This is a genomic window from Providencia sp. PROV268 (assembly GCF_028477805.1).
GTDB classification, from domain to species: Bacteria; Pseudomonadota; Gammaproteobacteria; order Enterobacterales; family Enterobacteriaceae; genus Providencia; species Providencia stuartii.
Map to the genome: position 1 here is coordinate 123,596 of NZ_JAMPLW010000008.1, position 25,602 is coordinate 149,197.

A 25,602-nucleotide genomic window follows, 5' to 3' on the forward strand; every position below is an offset into this window, starting at 1 on the left:
TTTCCATCGCCAGACTGTCTAATGCTGTTTAGTCTTGGCAAAATTCGCCGATTTTCGCTTTTAAGATATCAATGGCAACGCGGTTTTTACCGCCACGAGGCACAATAATATCGGCATACTGTTTTGACGGTTCAATAAACTGTAAAAACATCGGACGAACGGTTCTATTATATTGTTCAATCACAGAATCCAGCGTTCTGCCTCTCTCATTTACATCACGTTTTATCCGTCGCATCAAGCAAATATCAAGCGGAGTATCGACAAAGATCGAAAAATCCATCTCTTCACGTAAACGTTTATCTGTTAGTAGCAAGATCCCTTCGATAATAATAACTTTTTTAGGTTTGAAGTGAATGCTGGTTTCTTTGCGTGTGTGAGCGACATAGTCGTATTGAGGAATTTCTACTGATTTACCGCTTTTGAGCGCTTTGAGGTGTTGATACAGCAAGCTGTGATCCATGGAATTTGGGTGGTCATAATTGACTTTTAACCGCTCTTCCATTGGTATATCTCTTTGATCTTTATAGTAGCAGTCTTCTGGTATAACACCGATATTATGATCACCAACCTTTTCCCGTAACTCTCGATATAACGTACTCGCGATAAGGCTTTTTCCGGATGCAGAAGCTCCTGATATACCAACAATGGTACAGTGATGCGCTATGTCAGTCATAAAATGATAACCTGGTTAAATAAATCTGAAATGAAATGCATGACTTCATATTGATGAAGTTATGGTTGCCGGAATTATAGGAGTTAATGGCGTGAGGTTCCAGCTTCACAAAGCAAACTCGCTAAAAAAACACTAAATAATAAGAAGAAATATCCATAAAAGGGGAATTCAATTGCGGTTAGATCCCTGTTATCGGCATGCCGTTATTTATCAACCTACAGCAGGCACAATAAAAACGTTTTACGCCCTTCTCCCTCTAAGGCAGTTATTATCCGTTATTTTTCGCTCATCGTTTTTAAGGGAAGGTTGATGTTACGTAATATTATACTCATCATTCTGAGTTTTCCTGAGCGCTAAACTATTTGATACTTCAACTTTTTCAATACCATTGACTCTTCTCTATAGAGTTTGGAGTTTGTTACCCATTGGCGCAATCAGTGGGTTAACATCCATTTGAGTTTCACTTTCTGGCGTATGATGAACGACGGCATCGTTTAAAAACAATTTGTTCAATGGATAAACGATAGAGATAAGCGATAAGAAAGCAAAGGCCACAATTCTACGTCAAGACGCATATTTTCAACGTTCAAGACAGGTTGGCTTGCATTAAGAGCGGTGTTCGAAGCAAGTCCTGTCATCATACTAGGGGTCGACCAGACATGCCAACGCTGTTGGCCTAACTATAATCACGACTAGCAAGATGACCAGTGCCGTCAGAAATCATTTCATTTTTTATCTGCTACGCACCACAAAAACTCACACAATACTAATTTCTGCACAACAAAAATATATTCCTTTTTATTATAGTACGTTTATCCGTTTTATCCCTTTTATCAAACAAGTACCGACAAGATCGAAAAATCTCTCTCTTCATATAAACGTTTATCTGTCAGTAGCAAGACCCCTTCGATACCAACTTTGTTAGGTTTGAAGTAAATGCTGGTTTCTTTGTATGTATAAGCGACATAGTCGTATTGAGGAATTTCTACTGATTTACCGCTTTTGGGTGCTTTGAGGTATTGATGCCGCAAGCTGTGATCCATGAAATTTGCGTGGTTATAATTGACTTTTAACCGCTCTTCCAATTGGTCTATCTCGTTAATCTTTATGTTCGAAGGCTAATAGCTCAATTGGGTCTAATCGTTACTCAACGTATCGTTTATAAAATGGCTACCAAACGCAAACACAGTGATGCCTAGGCGGGTAATTTACCTTAAGGAAAGGCACTTGGTGCTGCCACAAAAAAACGCCCCAGAGAAAGAGGCGCATCAGATTATGGGGATGTAATCAATCACTGTGAAGATTATGCTTTTATAAATGATTGCACGGTGGTCACTGTCAGTCGGGTCAGTGCGGAGTAAAACGGACTGTTTCCGTGCGTGTCCAGACGCTGCGAATAACGCGGTAACCAACTCATCAGGTGCTGACTGAGCAGTGTATTAACCGCTACTTCTCGCATTTCAGATGCCAGTACCGCCGCCTGAAACAAAATCAGCCCGATGTGATCAGCGGGTTCCGGATACGGGGTATTTAGTTTTAGCCGTTCCTGTTTTAGAAAAGCGCTCAGCGCAAGAGTCGAATCCCCCTGCAACAATCCTTCCGCATCGAGATACACCGAGCCCCAAGGTGGCGCCGGTAACGACCCTGGCCCGACGAACAGAGATTGCCATGCCGATTTCAGTACCTCCGCCCCCTCAGCGGCCGTGCGGCTCAGTTGCATGCAGAGTGTACTATCCACCTCACACGGCCACTGCTGGGCAAATCCCGGCAGGGTAAACAGACGCATCGCCATCCGGTTGCTGTCATCATCCGGCGGGAACAGATAGCAGATCCCCAGTACATTAAACGCGGCCGCATAGTGAGCTGTCTTATTCATTACATCTCCCTTCAGATATGAATATAATAGAACACATAACGCAACATAAATTCTGCCGCAATAGTCAGTAAACCGCCGGTGATAAACCCACCGCAGACCGGTACGCCGTTATGTGCTTTTTTCTGCGCTCGAACAAGAGATATACAGCAGAGTGCCACACCAATTGCGGCTGCCGCTAGGACACCAATCCGCAGCTCGGCGATACTGTCATACGCATCAATCGGTGACAGCGGAAATGTAATGGATTTGTGAGTCAGCTGTGTGAGGGTCAGGTAATGCTCATAAAATGGCTGATACAGCAGACGACCAGCTAGGCTTACCGCCATCATCCCCCACAACAGCCACAGCTGTGATAATGACAATGTATCAGCGGGCAGCGCAATCCCAACTCTGTGTCCGGTTTTCTCAACTATCACCACCAGCAGAATAAACAGCACTGCACCAAGTGTCAGCGTCGTACCGTAAAACATCAGATAGGTATTGATATCATTCCAAGTCAGAATCGAGGTATAACGGTAAATCGATGCCATACAGAAGATATCGAACAGCCCGATCGCCATCGCTCCACCATATAACAGAAAAGAGAATTTGCCCGTCTTCCACAACCAGAGAAAACTGATACCCAATACGCCAACAAATGATGCGGTAACCACTACTTCACGGCTAAGCCAAGCACTGAATACGTTATTAATGGCATTCGGCGCATTGAGTGGCACGCCGAGGTGAGTAATTGATGCAACAGATCCCACACCCGCAATACCGCAGATAATAAAAATCATCAGCATCATAAAACGCTTAAAGCTGTCTGTCGGGAGGCGATGGCTGAAATGCATGGCAAATACCCCACTCACAACGCACAGCCCCACCGCCGCATTCATCATGTAAGTGAAAATTAAAAGTGACCACTCATTCATTTTTCTTTTCTCTCACTGTTCATATCATCAAAGTTCGCGCCCCAGTGCGGGTTAATCACCAGATTCGGATGAGTTATTGACGGATCTGGTAGCCCAGTCACGTAATCAAGGTCGCCGTATTTCGCCCTCAGTTCGTCTATTGGGCCGAACTGAATCGCCCCGAGTGGACAGGTGCTAACGCATACTGGCTGTTCACCTTTTTGTTGAAGATCGATACAAAAATCGCATTTCGACATCTGCTTTGTTTCCGGATTCATCTGCGGCGCGCCGTACGGACACGACCACGCACAGGCACCACAGCCAACACATTTATCAGTATTGACCATCACAATGCCATCCCCTTCGCGTTTATGCATCGCAGTTGTCGGACAGTTGCGCACACAGATCGGGTCTTTACAGTGATTACAGGAAATAGAAAGCGTATAGGCGAACACGTTATTAATCAGTGCGCCGTTTTGATTGCGGCTATACCCGCCGCCGGTCATTTCATACACCCGACGGAAGCGGCGGCCGACATCAAGATTATTTTTGTCCTTGCACGCTACCTGACACGCTTTACAACCGGAGCAGCGGGCGGAATCAATATAAAAACCTAACTGTTTGCTGCTGACTGCCGGATAAACGATGAATTTGCTCATGCTTTTTCCACCTCAACCAATAATGTTTGGTGCGCATTGCCGTGGGCAAGCGCGGTACGGCGTGACGAGGTGAGCACGTTGGCACATCCGCCCTGATCAATGCCATTGTTGTCCGGCAGCCACCAAGCTCCGGCTTGTAATGCAACCACACCGGGCATAATGCGCTGTGTGATTTTTACAGGGATCATGGTGATACCGCGATCGTTATGTACTTTCACTTTTTCACCGTCACTGATACCGCGATCCGCCGCATCTAAGGGATTGATCCACAGCTCCTGCCGCTGCACTTCTTGCAACCACGGGTTAGCGAACTGCGTGGAGTTCGCGCGGTTGCGACCTTTCCAAGTGATCAGCTGTAACGGGTATTTCGCGGTAAGGCTATCTTCCGGTCCTTCGATGGCTGGAACATAATGAGATAGTGCGGGAATGTCCGGATTGTGCATGTCATACAGGCGTTTGGAGAAAATCTCGATTTTGCCGGACGGAGTCGGGAACGGGTTGTTCTCAAAATCCTGAATATTTTTTTCAAAAGCCACATTTTGGGTATGCGGACGATGAGTTAATAAATGACGGCGTTTTATCAGCAGCTCATCAAACGTCGGAATATTATCTTCTGGGCGCTTTTGTGCTGCATCATTGACGAGGAATTCTATCCAGTCACGATCTGTCTCATGCCCTTCGGTGAATGCATCACGAACCCCCAGTTTTTCCGCCACGTCGCACAGCCAGTCGTAATCGGTACGGCGTTCAAATTCCGGTTCAATTGCTTTTTCAGATAGGATCAGGTAATCGCCGTAACTCCAAGTGCCGCCGATATTCCAGCGTTCCAAAAAACTGGTTTCCGGCAGTAGCAAATCCGCATATTTCGCACTCGGGGTAAGATAGAGATCGCTACAGACAATAAATTCGACTTTCGATTCATCCTCCAGCACTTTTGCGGCATGGAGAATATCGGTATTTTGGTTGGTCAAATAGTTACCCGCCATTGAGAAAATCATTTTGATTTCGGTGTCGAGTTTGTCTGCATTTTTCAGTCCGTTATCCGGCGTGACCAGATTTTTGTCCTCACACGCCTGCACCCAGTTGGTGATGTTGATTTTGGCTTTTACTGGGTTATCAAACAGCTTTGGTCCGGCGATGGTTTTGCGCAGTTCCGGATTCAGTGCCATGCCGTAACCTGCCGCCCAGCCGCCGCGCACGCCGACATTACCAGTGATGGTTGCCAGCAGCGTTGCACCGCGCGCACTGCGTTCACCGCAGATATGACGCTGTGGTCCCCAGCCCTGCATCAGCACCGCCGGTTTGGTTGTGGCATATTCACGCGCCAGCTGACGGATAGTTTCCGCCGGAACTTTAGTGATTTTCTCTGCCCATTCTGGGGTTTTGGCTATGCCGTCTTTTTTACCCGTTAGATAGGCCACCAGTGATTCATTATCCGCTACACCTTCCGGCATCTGCTCTTCGCTGAAACCCAGCGTGTATTTATCAATAAACGCCTGATCATGTAGATTTTCTGTGACGATGACATACATCATCGCATCCATCATGGCGTTATCTGTCGTCGGTAGGATCGGGATCCACTGATCGGCTAATGAGGAGGCGGTATCGGAATAGCGCGGATCGACCACAATAAACCGAGTGCCGTTCTTTTTCATCTTCTGGAAATAGTGGTTACTGTGCCCGAAAATAGTTTCGTTCGGGTTATGCCCCCCACAGGATCACCAGTGGGGTATTTTCTAGGGTATCAAGTGTGCTGCCGCTGGCGGCGGTGCCGTAGGTATACGGCGTGGCTGCCATGGTGTTACCGTTACTGACGGAATGGTAGTTTTCCAGAAACCCGCCCGTCAGATTAAACAGACGGCGCAGCATATTCGCACCGGAAAAAATCCCGCCGGTCACGCCTGTACTCAGGCTAACAAACCGTGACGCAGGGCCGTATTTGTCACTGATACGTTGCCATTCTGCGGCGATCAGGCTGGTTGCTTCTTGCCAGCTGATGCGCTCAAAACGCCCTTCACCGCGCTTACCGACCCGCTTCATCGGGTATTTCAGGCGGTCTGGGTGATAAATAAATTTCCGGTAACCACGTCCGCGCACACAAGCCCGCATGATCGGCATATCTTCATTCAGTTCCGCATCCGGTCGGGTACTGATGCGGATGGCTTTTCCGTCTTTGATATGTGCCCGGATATCACATTTCCCACCGCAGTCAAAACTGCTGCATGTCGGTACAATGCGAACCCCGTCATCCGTTTGATGAACAGGAATCTGTGTAGGATCGGACGGAACGGATGCAATACTTTCGGATGCCAGAAACGGCACCGCAGATAATACAGAACTGGCCTGTATGAAACGGCGTCGGCTTATTTCGCCGAGAGTGCCGGATTTTTCATTAACGTGACCGGATTGATGACTCATAATGGATTTACCCTGAGTGAGAAATACAGTGCGGCATTTAAAAATCAGGAAATAATAAATATTATTTAATTTCAAATGACCGGAAATAACATTACACCACCGGCAATCGCTTAATAGCCGGTAATAATTAAAGTCTGTATAAACAGAATGGCGGCAGCAAAATAGTAATGGATTAATATATTGCCGCCATGCGAAAATCAGACAACGGCATTTGAATTCCGGCCTGATCCCTGCTCCTGTTAACTGAACGTTTTATATTTGTTGCCGTAAAAATACAGATATGGCACTCAGTTCTGTTATTGCCATAAAAGACCTGTTTTACGGTAACAGGATCTGATATAACACCCTCTAATTTTTCTTTCCGTTAGATAGGGAGCGCGGCCTTCATGAGAAATATTCCGTTAAAAAGCGTGGATAATATCGCGCGGGATGTCATTGCTCTCGGTACAGATTATTTGCCCGATACCCTACTGGAATACCACGCGCACCGTCGGGCACAATTTTTATATCCGGCCACCGGACTGATTGAAATCAGCACCGCAGACGGTGAATGGGTGATCCCACCTTCCTGCGGAGTGTGGATCCCCGAACAGGTCGCCCATGAAACTCGGATGCTGAATGTCAGCACACGCAGTTTGTATATCGAACCAGCAGCAAAGCCGCGCCACGCCGTTAGTTGTGAGGTGGTGAGTGTCTCTCCGCTGCTGCGTCAGTTACTGCTGGAAGCAGTGGACATCCCTGCGGAATATGATATTCAGGGGCGTGACGGGGTGCTGATGCAGCTGATTCTTTGCGAACTGGCACGTATGCCCCCACTGCCGTTTTTCGCCCCGATCCCGCGAGATGAAAAGCTCGGCCGCCTCTGCCGTGAGTTTATGCGCAAACCGGTTATTACTTCGCAACCGGGGGAGTGGGCAGAACAGCTGCACAAAAGCGAGCGCTCCTTCAGCCGTTTCTTTCGTACCCAGACTGGCATGTCGTTTTCAGAATGGCGTCAGCAGGCATGCCTACTGAACTCGCTTTCCCATATTTTGTCCGGGAAATCGATTACCGAAGTGGCTTATGAGTTGGGTTACAACAGTGCAGGGGCATTCTCAATTATGTTTAAAAAACAGATGGGGCAATCCCCTTCTCATTTTAAAAATGACGATTCGGATATCCACCATTTTTAACTTGTTTTTTGACAAATACAAATTCAACCTTTGCCGATATTTTCCCCACGATTTTTTACAACTAAATAATAATGAGGATGCGCTCAATTTTAGCCGCAGATGGTTATTTAAGGTTTGTGCCATTGGGCGCGGTGGATATTAAAATGTTTTACGCCCCTCTAAGGCAGCAATACGATTTTCAATCGAAGGATGGGTCGAAAACACGGAATCCCCCTTATTAAAAATATAGGCCGCACTACGATAAGCATCTCCAATACTCGAATGATCATAGTCTGTTTTCTCATGCTGACCGGAGATTTTTCGTAAGGCGCTGATCATTGCTTGGTTATCGGTTGTTAAATCAACGGCTGCCGCATCTGCCATATATTCGCGCGTTCGTGAAAGATAAAAATAGAGAATTTGCGTTATCCACGGCAGAATAAAATTAAGCGCTAATAAAACCACCTGTGCTTTATTGGATGCACTATTTCGGCTACGTCCTGCCGTACGAATAAAAATTTGGCTAACTATGTTTGTGATGGTCAAAATCACATTCGCCAAGATACCAACATACAGTGTCAATTTAGAATCGCCGTGAATAATATGGCCAACTTCATGTGCCATCACCGCCTGAATTTCATGGCGATTGAGCGTTTGTAATAAACCACGCGTAACACCTACTAACGCATTTTTAGCACTCCAACCCGCAGCAAAAGCATTTGGCTCGTCGCTATCTAAAATATACAAACGCGGCACATAACGTAAAGTCGCACTTAAACTTAGCTCTTCTAATATATTATAAAGCTGCTTTTCTTCCGCGGTACTGGCATTTTCCGCAGTAATCTCTTTAGCATTCATACCCGCTAACATCATTTTGTGTCCGCGAAAATGAATATAAATTAATCCTAAAAAAGTAAGTCCTAAAATAATTAATGTAGCAACGGGAAAGCGTTTAAAGGTCGCAAATGCCAGCATATTTTCAAAAAAACCACCCCACTCATCAGGATGTGTCGCTGTATCCACTAATAATCCAACAATCAGCATAATGAAGATATAACTCACCACGACTAATCGTGTACGGATATTGTTTTTGCGTATGACGTTTCTAAAATCCATAACACTATACCCTGCCTAACTTTTCAGGGAGCATAAGGCTCCCTGATAAATACAATGGATTTGTTATCGTTAATCAAAGTTAATACGGCGGGACTCTTCACTTTTTATGGCTTCTTCATCAAGACGCCAATAATCTTTATCAATTTTTAAACTCGGAATGAGGTTAACGATAAAAACGGCTGGCATTGAGGCAATATAGGCTTTATACGCTTCCAATGCTCGGTTATAACCGCGTTTGGCAAATGACAGTTTATTTTCAGAGGAGACGATCTCCTCTTGCAAATTAGCCATGATGGCATCAGATTTCAGCTCAGGATACGCTTCTACTGCAACATTAATCGCACCACTAGAGACCATTTTAGACAAGGCATCTTCCGCTTCTTTCGCCTGAGCCCCTGTTGCTGTTTTCGCCTGAGTTCTTAATTCAGTAATTTTACTGAAAACTTCTGACTCATGGCTTAAATATTTTTTGACCGTTGCTAGTAAACTATCAAATACTTTTCCACGGCGGTCTAATTGTACCGAAATCTCAGTTTCACTCGATATAACAGCCTCACGCATTGCCACAATTCGGTTATAAAAGTAGATAACAATCAATACTAATACGACAATCAAAATTAAAAATTTCATAATCACCTTTTAGGCATCCGCCATAGGAAAAAAATGCAATATCAAAGCCCTAACGAGTAAGCATTAATAAAAAACAGATAGTAAACATTCTACGCTATCATAATGAAATAGAGAAATACGCAAATAACAAATAAGAAAAGTTGGAAAGGGATTGGTCGATAAGGCGTATGGTTAGTAGATTGAAATATAAGGGGCTATCCCAGAAAACTGAAATAGCCCCTTCAAATAGAGACCGATATTAAACTGCTCGGAATGAGATCTCGGTCGGGATTTTTTCCCCTTCCCAATACATCAATGAAGAGATATTTGAGGCAATTTCACGGTAGATATCCGCAAATTCCCCTTCAGGATCACGCATCACAGTAGGTTGACCACGATCCAAATCTTCACGTAGAGAAATATGTAAAGGAATTTGCCCTAACAATTGCGTGTTATATTTCTCAGCGAGTCTCTCTGCGCCGCCTGTGCCAAAAATAGGTTCCACATGACCACAATTGCTACAGATATGTGCACTCATATTTTCGACGATACCAAGAACGGGTACATTGACTTTTTTGAACATCACAATCCCTTTCATTGCGTCCACCAGCGCAATATCTTGCGGCGTAGTGACAACAACAGCACCTGTAACAGGAATGTTTTGTGACAGTGTCAATTGGATATCCCCCGTTCCCGGTGGCATATCGATAACCAAATAATCTAAATCAGGCCATAAGGTATCTTGTAGCATCTGCATTAGCGCCTTACTTGCCATTGGCCCGCGCCACACCATTGCATTATCATCGGTGACTAAGTATCCAATAGAGTTTGTCGCAAGACCGTAGGCCATAATCGGAGCCATGTGCTGACCATCTGGTGAAGTTGGTCGCTCCATGGTGGTTCCCAACATATTTGGGATCGATGGGCCATAGATATCCGCATCAAGAATACCGACTTTCGCCCCTTCTTGGGCAAGTGCCAACGCTAAGTTGACAGAGGTACTGGATTTACCGACCCCACCTTTTCCGGAACTGACGGCCAAAATGTTACGAACACCGTTAATACCCGGCAAATCATTTGCCCGTTTTAACGTGGTAATATCGTGACGCAATTTCCACTCAACCGCATGAGCGCCAGTCGCTTGTTTCAGTTCCGCCGTTTTTTCGCTGATCAGAGTCTGAAAAGGCCCCTTCCATACGAATGGCATAACTAGTTCAACATGCAACACATTATCCAACATTGCACAGTGATGTAATGCTTTGATAGAAATCAGATTACGCTTCAGTGTTGGGTGTGTAAATGAAGCCAAAACGGTGGAGACTTTTTCAGTCAGCAGTTCTGGATTGTTCTGCTCGGGGGATTTATCGTTCATCCCGGCTCCTTTATTTTATATTTTTAACACTATCGTTCTTTCACTGCTATTTATCATAACAGAGAACCATCAAAATAGTGACCGCCTTACTAACGAAAAGCCACTAAGAGTAAAAAATTCCTTTTTCACATAAATTACGGATTAATATTTTATTACCCTAGCCGCGAAACAATTGATCGGTTAACATCAAAGTCCCTTTTCAATAATGGAAGTAAGAAAGTTACTATGTCTCAAGTCGCGAATAAACTACTGGTAACCTGTGCGTTACCCTATGCTAACGGTTCAATCCATCTCGGTCATATTCTGGAACATATTCAGGCTGATATTTGGGTCCGTTATCAGCGAATGCGCGGCAAAGAAGTTCACTTTATCTGTGCGGACGATGCGCACGGCACACCAATCATGCTGAAGGCTCAGCAATTAGGTGTTTCTCCTGAAGATATGATTGCAGCAGTGAACAAAGAGCATCAGGACGATTTTGCTGGTTTTGCGATTAGCTACGATAACTATCACTCAACACACAGTGAAGAAAACAAACAGTTATCCGAGCTCATTTATAAGAAGCTTAAAAACAACGGTTTTATCAAAAATCGCACTATTTCACAGCTTTACGATCCTGAAAAAGGCATGTTCTTACCCGATCGCTTTGTAAAAGGTACTTGCCCAACCTGTAAAGCAGAAGATCAATATGGCGATAACTGTGAGGTTTGTGGTGCGACCTATAGCCCGACAGAGCTGATTAACCCACGTTCCGTAGTTTCTGGTGCGACACCAGAGATGCGTGATACTGAGCACTTCTTCTTCGACCTGCCTGCATTTAGTGACATGCTACAAGCGTGGACTCGTTCAGGTGCCCTGCAAGAGCAAGTCGCCAACAAAATGCAAGAGTGGTTCGAATCAGGCTTACAGCAGTGGGATATTACCCGTGATGCGCCTTATTTTGGTTTTGAAATTCCAGATGCACCGGGTAAATACTTCTATGTGTGGCTAGACGCGCCAATTGGTTATATGGGGTCATTTAAAAACCTGTGTGACAAACGTGGCAATATCAATTTTGACGAATTTTGGAATAAAGATTCAAAGACCGACCTCTACCATTTTATCGGTAAAGATATTGTGTATTTCCATAGCTTATTCTGGCCTGCAATGCTTGAAGGCAGTGGTTATCGTAAGCCAACTAACCTATTTGTTCATGGCTATGTGACCGTTAACGGCGCCAAAATGTCTAAGTCTCGTGGTACCTTTATCACAGCACGTTCTTATCTGGATCACCTAGATGCCGACTGCCTACGCTACTACTATGCCGCGAAACTTTCATCGCGCATTGATGATATCGACTTGAACTTAGAAGACTTTGTTCAACGCGTTAACAGCGATATCGTCAATAAAGTGGTTAACCTAGCATCACGTAATGCGGGCTTTATTGCAAAACGCTTTGGCGGGAAATTGTCCGATAACATCGCAGACCCAGCGCTCTATCAACAATTTATTGACGCGGCACAAATTATTGGTGACGCCTATACAAGTCGTGAATATGGTAAAGCGGTGCGCGAAATAATGGCTCTCGCCGATCTAGCTAACCGTTATGTCGACGAAAAAGCCCCTTGGGTTGTCGCTAAACAAGAAGGTAAAGATCAAGAGCTTCAAGATATCTGTTCAATGGGCATCAATTTATTCCGTGTCTTGATGACTTACTTGAAACCTATTTTACCAGGGCTGGCAAAACGTGCAGAGGCTTTCCTCAATATCGAGCTTACATGGGATTCTATCACCACGCCGTTAACTCACCACGATGTTGCGCCATTTAAGGCGCTATTTACGCGTATTGAAATGGCGAAAGTCGAAGCTATGGTGGAAGCCTCTAAAGAGAGCATTAAGCCAGCTAAGGTGTTAACAGGTCCACTGGCCGATGATCCAATCCAAGAGACGATTACCTTTGATGACTTTGCCAAGATCGATCTACGCATCGCGCTTATCAAACAAGCCGACTTTGTTGAAGGCTCTGACAAGCTATTAAAACTGCAATTGGATATTGGCGGTGAAACTCGCCAAGTGTTCTCTGGTATTCGCAGTGCGTACCCTGATCCAAAAGTATTAGAAGGTCGACTGACCGTGATGGTGGCAAACTTGGCACCACGTAAAATGCGTTTTGGTCTGTCTGAAGGTATGGTAATGGCCGCAGGCCCTGGTGGTAAAGATATTTACCTGCTAAGCCCAGACAGCGGTGCTCAACCGGGTATGCAAGTAAAATAAAATAACAGTTCCCAAACGGGAAAGAGTTAATTATTAAGCGAAAAGCGGGGAATGATGAATTCTCCGCTTTTTTTATGCAGTTTTAACTGTGATCTATAGCACAATTATAAAGTTAATTGTATGATGAATATACTTAGCATAATAGGACGAGTCTCATGTCATTAAAATATGTGCTGATAACCGGATGGCAGTATTTGCGCGCTTTTGCGCTGCTTTATCTCTGTCTGATCGTTGGGAACCTGTTATCAACACTGCTTCCATTTACTGTTCCCGGTAGCATCATCGGTATGCTAATACTGTTTATGTTGCTAGCTCTGCAAATTATCCCAGCCCACTGGGCGCAACCTGGTTGTTCCATTCTTCTCAAAAATATGACCTTGCTGTTTGTACCAATAGGTATCGGCATCATGAATTATTATGGTCAATTAAGTCAGCAACTGGTTCCTATTCTCGTTTCTTGTTTTATTAGCACGCTAATCGTCATGGTTGTGGTGGCTTTTAGCTCCCACTATATCCATAAAGAGCGCCAAATTGTTGGGGTTAAACCTGATGAAGTTCCCCTCCCGCCTGAAGACACTATCAGCGTGACTAGCGATACTGAACAAAATAAGGGGAATGACAAATGCTAGAACATATCTGGTGGTCGTTACCACTAACAATTATTGTGTTTTATATTGCGAGAAAATTGTCAGTAAAATTAAAACTGCCTTTATTGAATCCATTGTTAGTCGCAATCGCCATCATTGTTCCATTACTGATTTTCACCAATACGCCTTATGAGCACTATTTTGCGGGAAGTAAGATCTTAAATGACTTATTGCAACCTGCTGTTGTTGCATTAGCTTTCCCTCTATACGAGCAGATGCACCAAATTCGAGCGCAATGGAAGTCATTATTGAGTATCTGTTTAGCAGGTAGCCTAGTTGCTATGTTTACAGGTACTGCAATTGCTTTATGGCTCGGCGCAACACCGGATATCGCCGCCTCTGTCTTACCGAAATCCGTCACAACGCCGATTGCTATGGCGGTTGCTGATTCCATTGGTGGGATCCCTGCTATTAGCGCCGCCTGTGTCATTTTTGTCGGGATACTAGGAGCCATGTTTGGTCACGCCTTATTTGATGCATTGCGCATTCGCACTCACGCCTCACGAGGGCTAGCAATGGGAACCGCTTCTCATGCGCTCGGTACAGCTAGATGTGCTGAAATCAACTATATTGAAGGCGCATATAGCTCTTTAGCCTTAATGACCTGCGGGGTGATTACCTCACTGCTCGCCCCCTTTGTCTTCCCTGTTATTCTTCATCTTTTCGGCTAGACTCAAAACCAATAGAGGCTTATTTGCCTCTTTTGGTTTTTACCGCGTCAAAAATTTGAGATACATCTCTCAATTATAAGATGAGTTTCATTTATTTCATTTGAAAAGTGACATTGATCACATATGGTTTAATGATTTATTACATAGAATGTAAATAAGTGATTAGGGAGGTATCTCATGCATTCAAGATTTAAGTCCGCTTGGTCTCAACTTCCAGAAAAGTTGCAAACCGCACTCAAACCCATTATTGATACGCCAGACTTTCAAGGGATGCTGAGTGCTGAACAAGTTAATCAGCTTAAAGCTGATTGTGGTTATAGTGATAGTGAATTGGCATTTTTATTATTGCCCTTCGCAGCCGCTTACGCCGTCACACCAATTTCCCACTTTAATGTCGGTGCGATTGCTCAAGGCATCAGTGGCAACCTCTATTTCGGTGCTAACATGGAATTTAGCCATGTCGCTATCGCACAAACCATCCATGCGGAACAGTGTGCCGTCACCCATGCATGGATGAAAGGTGAAAAACAGCTCACTTCCATCACCGTAAACCACACACCTTGTGGCCACTGCCGCCAGTTTATGAATGAATTACGCGGTGGCGGTAAAATCGCAATCCGTTTACCTGAGCGCCAGCCTGCAACATTACATGACTATTTACCCGATTCGTTTGGACCGGCTGATTTAGCAATCACAACGCTGTTAATGGATAGTGTTGATCACGGCTATAGCACACCAAGCCGTAATCGCTTGTTATGTGCTGCTATCGAAGCGGCAAACCAGTCTCATGCCCCTTATAGCCAATCTCACTCAGGCATTGCGCTACAGCTAAAAGATGGCTCATTATTCACGGGTCGCTATGCTGAAAACGCAGCATTTAACCCAAGCTTACCTCCTCTACAAGCCGCGTTGATTATGGTAAACATGGCAGGTAAAGACCTACACGCTATTGAGCAAGCGGTACTTGTTGAAAAACAAGATGCTATCGTTAAACAGTGGTGTATCACTGAAAATACATTGCAGGCACTAGGCTGCCAACAAAAAGAGTTAATTTATCTTAATTAATCGTTTTATCGCTGATTGCCGCCAGAGAGTATGGCGGCAATTTGTTATATAGCCCTTCTCTACTTTTTAGTGTACTGCCCAATTCGACTTAAAGATTATCAATTGATTTATACGATCTTTTAATATTTCTATAAAACCATTCTTATCAAAAATATTAATACTCACAAAGCTCGCTGCGATTAAAATAAAAAATTCGTAAGATAAAGAATAATATTTATCGCTTAGAAAAGGTTAACTCTATAATTTTTCTTATGTATATTTAACACATTGCTCTAATTGAAAACATCTTACTTAACCTACACTTTGCTTCCCTACAATCGAGATAGATAGGCCATCCCTTCCATTTGACAAAAAGTAAGGGCTAAAAAAACCATTCCAGTACAATTTCTTTCCATGGTGAAAAAATCGATTATATTATTTATCATATAGATAATGCTATTTAACAAATATTTTAACTCTTTGTATCAATAATCACTGTACATATTTTCTGTTTACCTTAGGATCTACATCGACTGTTGTTTTTTAATCGTCCAAAGAGTGATTTTTCATGGAACATGAATACGAAACAAAACGCCCTCTGTACATTCCCTATGCAGGCCCTATCCTGCTTGAATTTCCTTTGCTAAATAAAGGTAGTGCTTTTAGCGAAGAAGAACGTGCTAGCTTTAACCTATATGGTCTCCTACCTGAACAGGTAGAAACTATTGAAGAACAAGTTGAGCGTGCTTATCGCCAGTTAATCGATTTCAAAACCGATATCGACAAACATATCTACCTAAGAAATATCCAAGATACCAACGAAACCCTGTTTTACCGCCTGATTGATGCTCATTTGACTGAAGTGATGCCCATCATTTATACGCCAACAGTCGGTGAAGCATGTGAGCATTTCTCTGATATTTACCGCCGTGCTCGTGGCTTATTCATCTCTTATCCAAACCGTGAATATATTGATGATATGCTACAAAATGCGACCAAACAAAATGTTAAAGTGATCGTTGTCACTGATGGCGAACGTATTTTAGGTTTGGGTGACCAAGGTATCGGCGGTATGGGGATCCCAATCGGTAAGCTTTCACTGTACACCGCTTGTGGTGGTATAAGCCCAGCCTATACCCTGCCGATTGTTATTGATGTCGGCACTAATAATCCACAACGTTTAAATGACCCATTGTATATGGGATGGCGTCATCCACGTATTACAGGCGAAGAATATGACCAATTTATCGATGAGTTTATTCAAGCGGTAAAACGTCGTTGGCCTAATGTACTGCTGCAATTTGAAGATTTTGCGCAAAAAAATGCGATGCCATTACTCAACCGTTACCGTGATGAGTTGTGCTGCTTTAACGATGATATTCAAGGCACTGCTGCTGTCACTTTAGGTAGTTTGATTGCCGCTAGCCATGCTGCGGGGAGTAAACTCAGTGATCAACGTGTCGCCTTCTTAGGCGCTGGCTCTGCTGGTTGCGGAATTGCAGAGCAAATCATCGCACAAATGAAATCAGAAGGGTTAAGCGATGAACAAGCGCGTTCACGCATTTACATGGTCGACCGTTTTGGTTTATTAACCGATAAACTGCCTAACCTCCTCGATTTCCAAAGTAAGCTAACGCAAAGCAGCAACAACCTAAGTGATTGGGATGTAAACAGTGATTCAATCTCTTTACTGGATGTTGTACGTAATGCAAAACCCACTATTCTAATTGGGGTTTCAGGTCAAGCAGGCCTATTCACAGAAGAGATCATCAAAGAGATGCATAAACACTGTGAACGCCCAATTGTCATGCCATTATCTAACCCAACATCACGAGTTGAGGCTCGCCCAGAAGATATTATTAACTGGACCGATGGTAAAGCACTGGTGGCAACAGGTAGCCCGTTCTCACCTGTAAATTACAAGGATAAAGTCTATCCTATCGCTCAATGCAATAACTCCTATATCTTCCCTGGTATTGGTTTAGGTGTAATTGCTTCAGGTGCAAAACGTGTCACTGAAACAATGTTAATGGCAGCAAGCCGTGCATTAGCCGAATGTTCACCACTTGCTAAAGAAGGGGAAGGCCCACTATTACCACTTCTATCTGATATCCAACAAGTTTCACGTATTATTGCAAAACAAGTCGCCAAAGAGGCACAGGTGCAAGGTGTTGCAACCGTAACGTCTGATAATGCATTGGATGAAGCCATTGAACGTAACTTCTGGAAACCAGAGTATCGTACTTATAAACGTACTTCTTTTTAGTTGTAATTAAGGACGTTACCCTTATATTACAGGCAAAGCCCTAACCTTTTGGTTAGGGCTTTAATCAATTAGAGTCTAAAAAACTTTTTTCATCTATATCAATTGAAAACCAGCCTCTCAATGAATCCTCTTATCAAGGCCATTTCATACCGAAAATGAAGACTGCTATCGATTTTGAACTTACTCAACTGCCACTGCATATCTTTTATGCCAATAGCTAATGAAAACTGCCTAATTGTGGTCACTTAAACTGACTTATTCAAAAACAAAACCCCATGAGGATAATAACATGGGGTTTTAATCTGATAGCACCTTAACGGCCTTTTTCAGCTTTCTCTTTTTCAATCATGATTAGACTGAAAATAAGCGAACATATTATATAATCTTGATGTATTATCAGCGTTTGCTGACATATTCGCTATTAATAGTGCCCTTGCATTGATGCTGCTCCAAATATTGCGATTATTGAAGACAAGAAGAAGAACATAATAAATGTGACAACAATGCTTATAATGAAACAAAATAACCCAGCTCTGTTCCATGTCTCTTGTACCTTCATAAAGGTTTCAACAGAGTCATAATCGCCATTTTTCCAAGCCCATTCATTGCCTTTAATACCACAAACAAATATCCAGACTATATTCAATAAAGGAATTAATGTGAGTAATGGCAAATAAGATTTATTACCAATACCCCAATAGATATTAAAAATAAATGCCCCCCAATTCCAGCGTTTGATTTCATTTGGAACACTTTTGTTTTCGTAAGACATCGATATCTCCCTATCTTAAAAAGATAATTATTTATTTTTTGATAAACATTAAAAAGTAACCACGCATGGTAATAAAAAATTTGGATTAAGTGAAATACTATTATGTTAAAATTGCCGAAATGATCACTTTTATTTCAACATTAGGAATATACTTAAAAGGTAATACTCTTAATATGGAATAATTTTATTTCCTAACACTGGTCATAACTAAAAGCACTGAGAACAGCACATTATGCTTTGGATAACGTCAATCCTCATTCAATTATATTAAAATTAACGAAAATATATTACTATATTATAATATTTCAACTATAGTGGTCGTCTTGTAGAGTAATAATATGGCAGAGCAGCAAAATCCTTTCTCAATAAAATCAAAAGCTCGCTTCTCTTTGGGCGCGATAGCGCTGACTCTGACTTTAGTCTTACTGAATATTGCTGTCTATTTCTATCAAATCGTCTTTGCATCCCCCCTTGATTCTCGTGAAAGTAATCTTATTTTGTTTGGAGCGAATATTTATCAGCTTTCATTAACGGGTGATTGGTGGCGCTATCCAATCAGTATGATGCTACATTCTAATGGCACGCACCTTGCCTTCAATTGCTTAGCATTGTTTGTGATAGGTATCGGCTGTGAACGTGCCTACGGCAAATTCAAATTATTAGCTATTTATATTATCTCAGGCATCGGCGCGGCCTTATTTAGTGCATATTGGCAATACTACGAAATATCAAATAGCGACCTTTGGACTGATAGTACTGTATACATTACTATCGGTGTTGGGGCTTCTGGCGCGATTATGGGAATTGCAGCAGCCTCAGTGATATATTTAATTAAAGTGGTTATCAATAAACCCAATCCTCATCCCGTAATACAGCGTAGACAAAAATACCAACTCTATAATCTGATTGCCATGATTGCATTAACGTTAATTAATGGATTGCAGTCCGGCGTTGATAATGCAGCACATATTGGTGGTGCTATCATCGGCGCCTTAATCAGCATCGCTTATATACTTGTTCCCCATAAGTTACGTGTTGCTAATCTCTGTATTACGGTCATTGCAGCAAGTTTGCTTACGATGATGATCTACCTCTATTCATTTTCTACAAATAAGCACTTACTAGAGGAGCGTGAGTTTATTTATCAGGAAGTCTATACAGAGCTTGCTGATGCCAACCAATAATTTTGAGAAGGGTCAGTTTATCACCACCTTAAGTGTCATCATAATGGCACTACATAAGATCAGCAGCAATGTCAGATATTGAAAGGTACGCTCTGATAGTTTGAGCAGCAAATATTTTGCGAGTGGCATAATCAGTAATGCACCAACACATAAGGTTAACGCCAATGTTAAATCGGTGTGTCCATCTTGCGCATAAGCGCATGCAGAAGAGCCGGATAAGACAGTAGTCACCACAATAGAAGTTCCAATCGCTTGCTTAATGTTTAATTGCATATAACGTAATAGCATGGGTAAAACCACCACCCCACCTCCAACCCCCGTCGCACCAAGCACGACCCCAGCTATCACAGCAGGAAAAAACATTCCCCCAATTTGATGTTGTTTCAGGGTCGTTTTTTGTATCGGTGTGGCAAAAAACATACGGTGAATAAATAAGTACAGCGAAAAAATAATAGCGGCAGCAACAAGTAGATTGATCCCCCGCTCAACTTGTTGGGTATATTCAGGCAGACTCCCCAACCAAGTAACAAGGAGGCTTGATAGAAATGTGCTAGGTAGCATGATAGCAAGCACAATTAATGCCCCTTTAAGGGGAATATTCCCTAAACGAAAATGCATATATGACGATGACACTTTCATCAACATCGAAAGAAAATTAGCCGTCGCCACAGCAGCCAGCGCATTAAGACCAAAAAAATAGGTCAATATTGGCAAAACAATAACTCCGCCCCCGACCCCCGTTGTACTAATAACCAAACCAATCAATGCACCGATAACTAACTCAGTAAAAATCATTCTGCCTCATCCTAATTGTATTATGGCTTCTCGTTCCTTCTGTAATGCAAGCACGACATCTTCATTGGTGAGTGTTAAATATTTAAAAAACAGCGTATCAAAAACGACCATTTGCAAAACTTGTGGTGTGATCACGCCAGTCTGAAAGAGCTGTTCATCATAGAAATAGGGAAGGACTAAATCCGCCAAACGCACGGCTTCATCTTGCCCAAAGCGGGTTAATACGATGGTGCTACACCCTTTTTTATTTGCTAACTTTAACATATGGTTAATGTCTGGCGTATTCCCTTTTGCCGTGATCGCGATAACCAGATCATCGGCATCTACATTAGACGAATAACTTAGCTGTACATGTAAGTCAGGGCTAAATAGTGCATACTTGTTTACACGGATTAATTTATAGAAGATGTCATAAGCCACAATCGCAGAAGTACCAACCCCAAATAAAACAATACGTTTCGCTTCAACTATTTTTTGCGCAATCTCATCCATGGTGTTGGGATCAAGTAATTCCAGCGATTTTTCAATGGCTGTAATAAACATTTGCCCCGATTTAGCGATAATTTGCTCTGTATCATCATAAGGGTTCAAGCTACCGCTGAGGCTTTCAGCTTTATATTGTTTTTCATCCGATAAGTAGTCCACTTTAAAATCAGAATATCCGCGATACCCCATTTGGCGAGTAAAACGAATGACAGATGCGCTGCTCACTCCCGCAGCTTGAGCCAACTCCGCCACATTCATTGCAACAAAATTATCACGACTATCTAGCAAAAAACGGGCAAGACGCTGTTCAGTTCCTTTACCTCTATTCAATAAGCTTTCCAATTTTGATGTCAATGTTGACATACCCATTCCTTCTTATTCTTTGTAGGGTAGTTGGGAGCTATTATCATACTGACAATAAAATCGACAATCATGTACCTACTGCCGCAAGTGATAGATAGAAAATTGATCTACATCAACTAGGTTAGATTTTTCTTATTAGCCGCCAATTCGCATTTTTGCACTATCGACAGAACCCTCCCTTAAATCGATTGACAGGACTTTACGTTGCCCGACTTGCTTCCCCTATTTAACTCAAGTAGCCTTATCACCATGACTATTAATATTAAAGGCAAGGACAATGAGGAAACGTCTGCTTTATGGTCTGATAGCGATTTTAGGGATAGCGTTAGTCACTATTATTTTACTTGACCGTTGGATAGCGTGGGATACGGCTCCTGATATTTATGAAGATGTCGCTGATCTGCCAATACGTGATGTTGGTATGGTATTGGGTACATCTAAATATTATTCAAGTGGCGTCCAAAATTTATACTATAGCTACCGAATTCAGGGGGCAGCAGATGCTTATCACAGTGGAAAGGTGAAGTATCTACTGCTTAGCGGTGATAATGGTGCACACAGTTATAATGAACCCATCGCCATGCGTAAGGATTTAATCAAAGCAGGCGTGCCCGCTTCAAAAATTGTTCTCGACTTCGCAGGGTTTAGAACATTGGATTCTGTCGTGCGCACACGGAAAGTATTTGATACCGACAATTTTACGATTATTACCCAGCGCTTCCATTGCGAACGCGCGTTGTTTATCGCTAAGCACAAAGGGATAGATGCGCAATGTTTAGCGGTGCCAACACCAAAAGCGATGTTTAAAGTAAGAATACGTGAAGTGTTTGCTCGGTTGGGGGCTTTAGCGGATCTCTATGTTTTAAACCGCGAACCTAAGTTTTTAGGGGAGCAAGAGTCTATCCCTGCGCCCATTAAAATGCCAGAAGGGATCAAGGGCTATCCGGCTGTTTCTCCCGATGAAATCAACAAAATTTAAAAATTTCTAGCAATCAGGCAGGGTAACTGCCTGAATTGTTTTATCTCGCCTTTTCTATATTCTATCTAACTTTTCGGTTAACCTTCGCCACCCCCACTCCATCGGGCCTTGATGAAAAAAGGAGAGCCAGAAATAAGAAAATAATAGGTTTACCGCCCAAATTGGCACAATAAAGAGCAACAACTCAGACCGTGAAAAATGGTTGAAATAGCCTAAATAATAAAAAATCGTCACACAAATTAAGGTTTGCAATAAGTAATTACTTAATGCCATTCGCCCCGTGCACTGTAGCATTTTGGCCAACACACTATGCTGTAGCGTTCCCCAAAAACCGTAAATAAGGGCGATATAACCAAAAGATTGTAATGGGGACATCAATTCGTTGATAACATAGCCCACAATGGCTGTCGCAAAATAACTCCATCCTGATAGGCTTTGCATATAAAGAGATACGGCTTGAACAAGCAAAGCGGGAATAATTAATAGCATTGCCATACGTCGATAATGCTGGGAACTGAATTGCCCGCTTAACCATCCACTGCGCATCGCGACATACCCCGCGATCATTAGCCCCAGCAGCTGCCACCCATACTGAATAAACAGCATTTCCACCATGGTTAACATCGATTGAGTGCGATAGATTAAGCTAACACTCCCCCCCGCAGTGTTTCCCAGTGATTCGTACAACGCTTGCTCTTCAGAAACGACCCAAAAATCACTCGACCCCACCGTGCTACCTAACAACAATAAATTCACTAATCCAATAAAATAGACAAAGCCTGCTATTTTTAATAGGTTGCCAGGGTCATATTGTTTAAATATCAGTAATGCAATACATCCCGTTACTGCATAAGCAAATAAAATATCTCCTGACCAAAAACCGATACCATGAATCAGCCCTAGTACCGCCAAAATGACTAAACGACTCATATTCCATCGGTCGCCTTTGCGACGTAATAATGCTAACGTCGCACCAAATAAAATCGAAAAAATCGTTAAAAACTTACCCTGAATAAATAGGTTAAAAACCACCCAAATAGCCATATCAGTTTGGCTAATAGATTGAGAATAAACAGGATTAATATAAGCCATTTGCGGCAAAGCAAACCCAAAAATATTCATTAATAGAATACCTAAGATTGCGATGCCACGTGTTGCATCAAGCCTATCAATTCGCCCTTCTTGGGAGCGATGCGATAATATGGCAGTCATAATAGATTACAGGTGACGCACTGCGCGCAAAAACTCTTGACGTGTGTTTTGACTAGATTTAAACAGTCCACCCAACGAAGTAGTGGTGGTGGCACTGGTCGCATCACGGATACCCCGAGCTTTAACACAGTAATGCACAGCATCAATTGATACCGCAACATTATTAGTATCTAGCAATGTCTGCAAGGCCACCAAAATCTGCTGAGTTAAGCGTTCTTGTACTTGAGGACGTTGTGAGAAAAATTGAACAATACGGTTGATTTTTGACAGGCCAATCACTTTATCTTTCGGAATATAAGCAACTGTAGCCTTACCATCAATAGTGACAAAATGGTGTTCACATGTACTTGTTAAGGTAATATCACGCACAGTGACCATCTCATCAACTTTCATTTTATTTTCAATGACGGTGATTTTTGGGAAGTTCGCGTAATCTAGACCTGAAAAAATTTCATCGACATACATTTTAGCGATGCGCTTTGGTGTATCCGCCAAGCTATCGTCAGTTAAGTCCAAATTCAGTAACTTCATGATCTCTGTCATATGCCCTTCAATCAGTTGCTTACGCTCTTCGCCTGATTTTGGTTGGATACGCAACGGGGTTTCAAGCCCTCTTGCTTCCAAAGCAGCATGCACCAATTCGGCTTCTTTACTCAGAGATGACATTAGATTCTCCACAAACGATATAACGATTTTTTATGAAAATGCAGGTGTGCGCTGTACTCTAAAACAGCAAGTTTAGATAATCCAGCATTACATCCATAGATCAGATGAAATATTTGCATCAACAAATATTCATTTTATCAGGATAGCCTTTGATGCTCCCCTCGGATATATCATCATTTAACTATAATTAATAACATATTTTCAGAGCTATTCTTTATCGAGAACGGCGATAAACTAACCCACCCGCGACACACAATGCGATAAACGCACTGTATAAAGCAGGTTCTAGTTTTCCGGTGAATGTCGTGGAAATAAAAGACAACATAGGGCCAATAAGCTGCCCGATTGCATAACATGTCGTGAGTAAACCCGCCATAAAACGGTTATGTTCCGGGGCCAATTCACGTCCTAGTTGCATTGACAACTGTACCGCACACATAAGCCCCCCACCAATTAGGATTGCGGCAATCACCAACCCTGAAATACCCGAAATAACTTCTGAGATTAATATTCCGATCCCTTGTAACCATAAAGTGATCGCTAATCGGTTTTGGGTTGTCGAGAAATTACGTAGTAGCATGGCGATTAGAATGCCCACCACCGCGGATATACCAAAGACCGGCCAAACAAATTGGGCAAATAAACTATCAGGGAAACGCTGCGCGGCCATTTGTGATAAAAATGTCGCTGGCAAAATATAACCAAAGCCAGCCAATCCATAGCTCCATACCAGTCGCTTGATTTCTGACGTAAGCTGAAGTTTTTTTATTTCCCCGACAGGCCGATGCCACTGCCCCGTACGTGGAATATGGCAGCTAATGTATAGACTAAAAATTAGTGCTAACCCACCGTAGATTAACCAACCTTGGCTGGCAGATAATTGCCAATCTTGGATGGCTACCGCAAACAGACCGCTAAGAAATATTCCAGCTCCGGTTCCAGCAAATACCGCCACACTTAATGCAGGTCGATTTAATTTTGCTAAATTCTCATTAGCCCAAGCAACCACGAGTACCAGTGCCATGCCACTCGCCCAGCCAATAAAAAAACGGGCAATACTATGTAAAATAGGGCCATCAAGAAGTGCGGAAATCAAGGTTATCGCAACGGCTCCCCATATTCCCAACCACATGCGTCTTTCAACGTGTTGACGCGCACGCATTGCATCAAAGGAGCCCAACAAATACCCTAAATAATTAAAAGCAGCGACCACACTGGCTGTAGAGAGTGTAAGTTGATGCTCTTCAATCATTAAAGGGACTTGGGGAGTTAGCGTAAAGCGCCCTATCCCCATAACAACAACGAGCGAAAGAAATCCACTAAAAGCAATATGGAAGGCGGCTGCGCTACGGCTAGGGTGCGCCTGTTCATTGGCGGAAACCATAAATTCCTTAGTTTCATTTAGAATGCAATAATTAATCAGATTACTGTTTAACATAACATTAACAAAAATACAATTTATGTCCGTAGGGCTATCTAAGGCATTTATTCGCGCGA

The 25,602-nt window shown here is 42.9% G+C and carries 22 protein-coding genes and 1 pseudogene; 8 read left to right on the top strand and 15 right to left on the bottom strand.

Annotated features, from left to right (window positions below; translation table 11 throughout):
* Nucleotides 1–28: 28 nt before the first annotated feature.
* The 6 genes and pseudogenes from udk to PR699_RS07505 form a co-directional block, all read right to left on the bottom strand.
* Nucleotides 29–673 (bottom strand): uridine kinase, encoded by a 645-nt coding sequence (gene udk, locus PR699_RS07480; RefSeq protein ID WP_004917981.1) that lies wholly within the window; start codon nt 671–673, stop codon nt 29–31.
* Nucleotides 674–1,506: 833 nt separating this feature from the next.
* Nucleotides 1,507–1,758, bottom strand: a complete 252-nt coding sequence (locus PR699_RS07485) for a uridine/cytidine kinase (protein WP_014657806.1) — start codon at nt 1,756–1,758, stop codon at nt 1,507–1,509.
* Between the two features lie 218 nt (nt 1,759–1,976).
* The gene (gene dmsD, locus PR699_RS07490) at nt 1,977–2,549 is read right to left on the bottom strand and encodes a Tat proofreading chaperone DmsD (protein WP_004917969.1); all 573 of its coding nucleotides are present in this window, start codon (nt 2,547–2,549) and stop codon (nt 1,977–1,979) included.
* An 11-nt stretch (nt 2,550–2,560) separates the two neighbouring features.
* On the bottom strand, nt 2,561–3,463 hold the full coding sequence (locus PR699_RS07495; protein ID WP_014657805.1) for a DmsC/YnfH family molybdoenzyme membrane anchor subunit: 903 nt from the start codon (nt 3,461–3,463) through the stop codon (nt 2,561–2,563).
* Entirely contained in the window at nt 3,460–4,101 is a 642-nt protein-coding gene (locus tag PR699_RS07500; protein ID WP_014657804.1) for a DMSO/selenate family reductase complex B subunit, read from the bottom strand. The genes PR699_RS07495 and PR699_RS07500 overlap by 4 nt, the downstream gene beginning before the upstream one ends.
* Nucleotides 4,098–6,519: pseudogene (locus PR699_RS07505) on the bottom strand (DMSO/selenate family reductase complex A subunit). Before PR699_RS07505 ends, PR699_RS07500 begins: the two are co-directional and overlap by 4 nt.
* Nucleotides 6,520–6,905: 386 nt before the next feature.
* Between PR699_RS07505 and PR699_RS07510 the strand changes: the two are divergent.
* Nucleotides 6,906–7,691 carry a helix-turn-helix domain-containing protein gene (locus PR699_RS07510; RefSeq protein ID WP_004917951.1) on the top strand — a complete coding sequence of 262 codons (786 nt, stop codon included), beginning with the start codon at nt 6,906–6,908 and terminating at the stop codon, nt 7,689–7,691.
* Between the two features lie 138 nt (nt 7,692–7,829).
* Here the strand turns inward: PR699_RS07510 and htpX are convergent, their stop codons facing one another.
* From htpX to apbC, 3 genes are all read right to left on the bottom strand, one after another.
* Complete coding sequence (htpX, locus tag PR699_RS07515; RefSeq protein WP_014657802.1) at nt 7,830–8,786, bottom strand: zinc metalloprotease HtpX; 957 nt, start codon at nt 8,784–8,786, stop codon at nt 7,830–7,832.
* Nucleotides 8,787–8,855: 69 nt separating this feature from the next.
* Entirely contained in the window at nt 8,856–9,416 is a 561-nt protein-coding gene (locus PR699_RS07520; protein WP_004917948.1) for a LemA family protein, read from the bottom strand.
* Nucleotides 9,417–9,654: 238 nt separating this feature from the next.
* Complete coding sequence (gene apbC, locus PR699_RS07525) at nt 9,655–10,767, bottom strand: iron-sulfur cluster carrier protein ApbC (RefSeq protein ID WP_004917946.1); 1,113 nt, start codon at nt 10,765–10,767, stop codon at nt 9,655–9,657.
* A gap of 225 nt (nt 10,768–10,992) precedes the next feature.
* Here apbC and metG point away from each other — a divergent pair, with 225 nt between their 5' ends.
* The 5 genes from metG (at nt 10,993) to PR699_RS07550 (ending at nt 17,648) form a co-directional block, all read left to right on the top strand.
* A complete protein-coding gene (gene metG / locus PR699_RS07530; protein ID WP_014657801.1) occupies nt 10,993–13,020 on the top strand; it encodes a methionine--tRNA ligase in 2,028 nt (675 codons plus the stop codon).
* A gap of 155 nt (nt 13,021–13,175) precedes the next feature.
* Nucleotides 13,176–13,649: a CidA/LrgA family protein gene (locus PR699_RS07535; RefSeq protein WP_014657800.1), complete on the top strand. Its 474-nt coding sequence runs from the start codon at nt 13,176–13,178 to the stop codon at nt 13,647–13,649.
* Entirely contained in the window at nt 13,643–14,338 is a 696-nt protein-coding gene (locus PR699_RS07540) for a CidB/LrgB family autolysis modulator (RefSeq protein ID WP_004917940.1), read from the top strand. The genes PR699_RS07535 and PR699_RS07540 overlap by 7 nt, the downstream gene beginning before the upstream one ends.
* 177 nt (nt 14,339–14,515) lie before the next feature.
* Complete coding sequence (gene cdd, locus PR699_RS07545; protein ID WP_004917936.1) at nt 14,516–15,403, top strand: cytidine deaminase; 888 nt, start codon at nt 14,516–14,518, stop codon at nt 15,401–15,403.
* A 547-nt stretch (nt 15,404–15,950) separates the two neighbouring features.
* A complete protein-coding gene (locus tag PR699_RS07550; RefSeq protein ID WP_004917935.1) occupies nt 15,951–17,648 on the top strand; it encodes an NAD-dependent malic enzyme in 1,698 nt (565 codons plus the stop codon).
* 421 nt (nt 17,649–18,069) lie between these two features.
* On the opposite strand, the gene PR699_RS07555 is transcribed toward PR699_RS07550, so the two are convergent.
* Nucleotides 18,070–18,420 (bottom strand): hypothetical protein, encoded by a 351-nt coding sequence (locus PR699_RS07555; protein ID WP_004917933.1) that lies wholly within the window; start codon nt 18,418–18,420, stop codon nt 18,070–18,072.
* Nucleotides 18,421–18,758: 338 nt separating this feature from the next.
* Between PR699_RS07555 and PR699_RS07560 the strand changes: the two genes are divergently transcribed.
* Entirely contained in the window at nt 18,759–19,604 is an 846-nt protein-coding gene (locus tag PR699_RS07560; protein WP_004917931.1) for a rhomboid family intramembrane serine protease, read from the top strand.
* Between the two features lie 12 nt (nt 19,605–19,616).
* Here PR699_RS07560 and PR699_RS07565 read toward each other — a convergent pair whose 3' ends face one another.
* Complete coding sequence (locus PR699_RS07565; RefSeq protein ID WP_014657799.1) at nt 19,617–20,399, bottom strand: sulfite exporter TauE/SafE family protein; 783 nt, start codon at nt 20,397–20,399, stop codon at nt 19,617–19,619.
* Between the two features lie 6 nt (nt 20,400–20,405).
* The gene (locus PR699_RS07570) at nt 20,406–21,248 is read right to left on the bottom strand and encodes a MurR/RpiR family transcriptional regulator (protein ID WP_014657798.1); all 843 of its coding nucleotides are present in this window, start codon (nt 21,246–21,248) and stop codon (nt 20,406–20,408) included.
* Between the two features lie 277 nt (nt 21,249–21,525).
* On the opposite strand from PR699_RS07570, the gene sanA reads away from it, so the two are divergent.
* Nucleotides 21,526–22,227 (top strand): outer membrane permeability protein SanA, encoded by a 702-nt coding sequence (gene sanA, locus PR699_RS07575; RefSeq protein ID WP_004917922.1) that lies wholly within the window; start codon nt 21,526–21,528, stop codon nt 22,225–22,227.
* Between the two features lie 54 nt (nt 22,228–22,281).
* Here the strand turns inward: sanA and yeiB are convergent, their stop codons facing one another.
* The 3 genes from yeiB to PR699_RS07590 form a co-directional block, all read right to left on the bottom strand.
* Entirely contained in the window at nt 22,282–23,439 is a 1,158-nt protein-coding gene (gene yeiB / locus PR699_RS07580) for a DUF418 domain-containing protein YeiB (RefSeq protein ID WP_014657796.1), read from the bottom strand.
* Between the two features lie 6 nt (nt 23,440–23,445).
* The gene (folE, locus tag PR699_RS07585) at nt 23,446–24,105 is read right to left on the bottom strand and encodes a GTP cyclohydrolase I FolE (protein WP_004917919.1); all 660 of its coding nucleotides are present in this window, start codon (nt 24,103–24,105) and stop codon (nt 23,446–23,448) included.
* A gap of 214 nt (nt 24,106–24,319) precedes the next feature.
* On the bottom strand, nt 24,320–25,489 hold the full coding sequence (locus PR699_RS07590) for a YbfB/YjiJ family MFS transporter (RefSeq protein WP_014657795.1): 1,170 nt from the start codon (nt 25,487–25,489) through the stop codon (nt 24,320–24,322).
* Nucleotides 25,490–25,602: the final 113 nt, after the last annotated feature.

Coding starts and splice junctions, on each gene's coding strand:
- udk (WP_004917981.1), bottom strand. CDS start 673: ATGACTGACATAGCGCATCACTGTACCATTGTTGGTATATCAGGAGCT.
- dmsD (WP_004917969.1), bottom strand. CDS start 2,549: ATGAATAAGACAGCTCACTATGCGGCCGCGTTTAATGTACTGGGGATC.
- PR699_RS07495 (WP_014657805.1), bottom strand. CDS start 3,463: ATGAATGAGTGGTCACTTTTAATTTTCACTTACATGATGAATGCGGCG.
- PR699_RS07500 (WP_014657804.1), bottom strand. CDS start 4,101: ATGAGCAAATTCATCGTTTATCCGGCAGTCAGCAGCAAACAGTTAGGT.
- PR699_RS07510 (WP_004917951.1), top strand. CDS start 6,906: ATGAGAAATATTCCGTTAAAAAGCGTGGATAATATCGCGCGGGATGTC.
- htpX (WP_014657802.1), bottom strand. CDS start 8,786: ATGGATTTTAGAAACGTCATACGCAAAAACAATATCCGTACACGATTA.
- PR699_RS07520 (WP_004917948.1), bottom strand. CDS start 9,416: ATGAAATTTTTAATTTTGATTGTCGTATTAGTATTGATTGTTATCTAC.
- apbC (WP_004917946.1), bottom strand. CDS start 10,767: ATGAACGATAAATCCCCCGAGCAGAACAATCCAGAACTGCTGACTGAA.
- metG (WP_014657801.1), top strand. CDS start 10,993: ATGTCTCAAGTCGCGAATAAACTACTGGTAACCTGTGCGTTACCCTAT.
- PR699_RS07535 (WP_014657800.1), top strand. CDS start 13,176: ATGTCATTAAAATATGTGCTGATAACCGGATGGCAGTATTTGCGCGCT.
- PR699_RS07540 (WP_004917940.1), top strand. CDS start 13,643: ATGCTAGAACATATCTGGTGGTCGTTACCACTAACAATTATTGTGTTT.
- cdd (WP_004917936.1), top strand. CDS start 14,516: ATGCATTCAAGATTTAAGTCCGCTTGGTCTCAACTTCCAGAAAAGTTG.
- PR699_RS07550 (WP_004917935.1), top strand. CDS start 15,951: ATGGAACATGAATACGAAACAAAACGCCCTCTGTACATTCCCTATGCA.
- PR699_RS07555 (WP_004917933.1), bottom strand. CDS start 18,420: ATGTCTTACGAAAACAAAAGTGTTCCAAATGAAATCAAACGCTGGAAT.
- PR699_RS07560 (WP_004917931.1), top strand. CDS start 18,759: ATGGCAGAGCAGCAAAATCCTTTCTCAATAAAATCAAAAGCTCGCTTC.
- PR699_RS07565 (WP_014657799.1), bottom strand. CDS start 20,399: ATGATTTTTACTGAGTTAGTTATCGGTGCATTGATTGGTTTGGTTATT.
- PR699_RS07570 (WP_014657798.1), bottom strand. CDS start 21,248: ATGTCAACATTGACATCAAAATTGGAAAGCTTATTGAATAGAGGTAAA.
- sanA (WP_004917922.1), top strand. CDS start 21,526: ATGAGGAAACGTCTGCTTTATGGTCTGATAGCGATTTTAGGGATAGCG.
- yeiB (WP_014657796.1), bottom strand. CDS start 23,439: ATGACTGCCATATTATCGCATCGCTCCCAAGAAGGGCGAATTGATAGG.
- folE (WP_004917919.1), bottom strand. CDS start 24,105: ATGTCATCTCTGAGTAAAGAAGCCGAATTGGTGCATGCTGCTTTGGAA.
- PR699_RS07590 (WP_014657795.1), bottom strand. CDS start 25,489: ATGGTTTCCGCCAATGAACAGGCGCACCCTAGCCGTAGCGCAGCCGCC.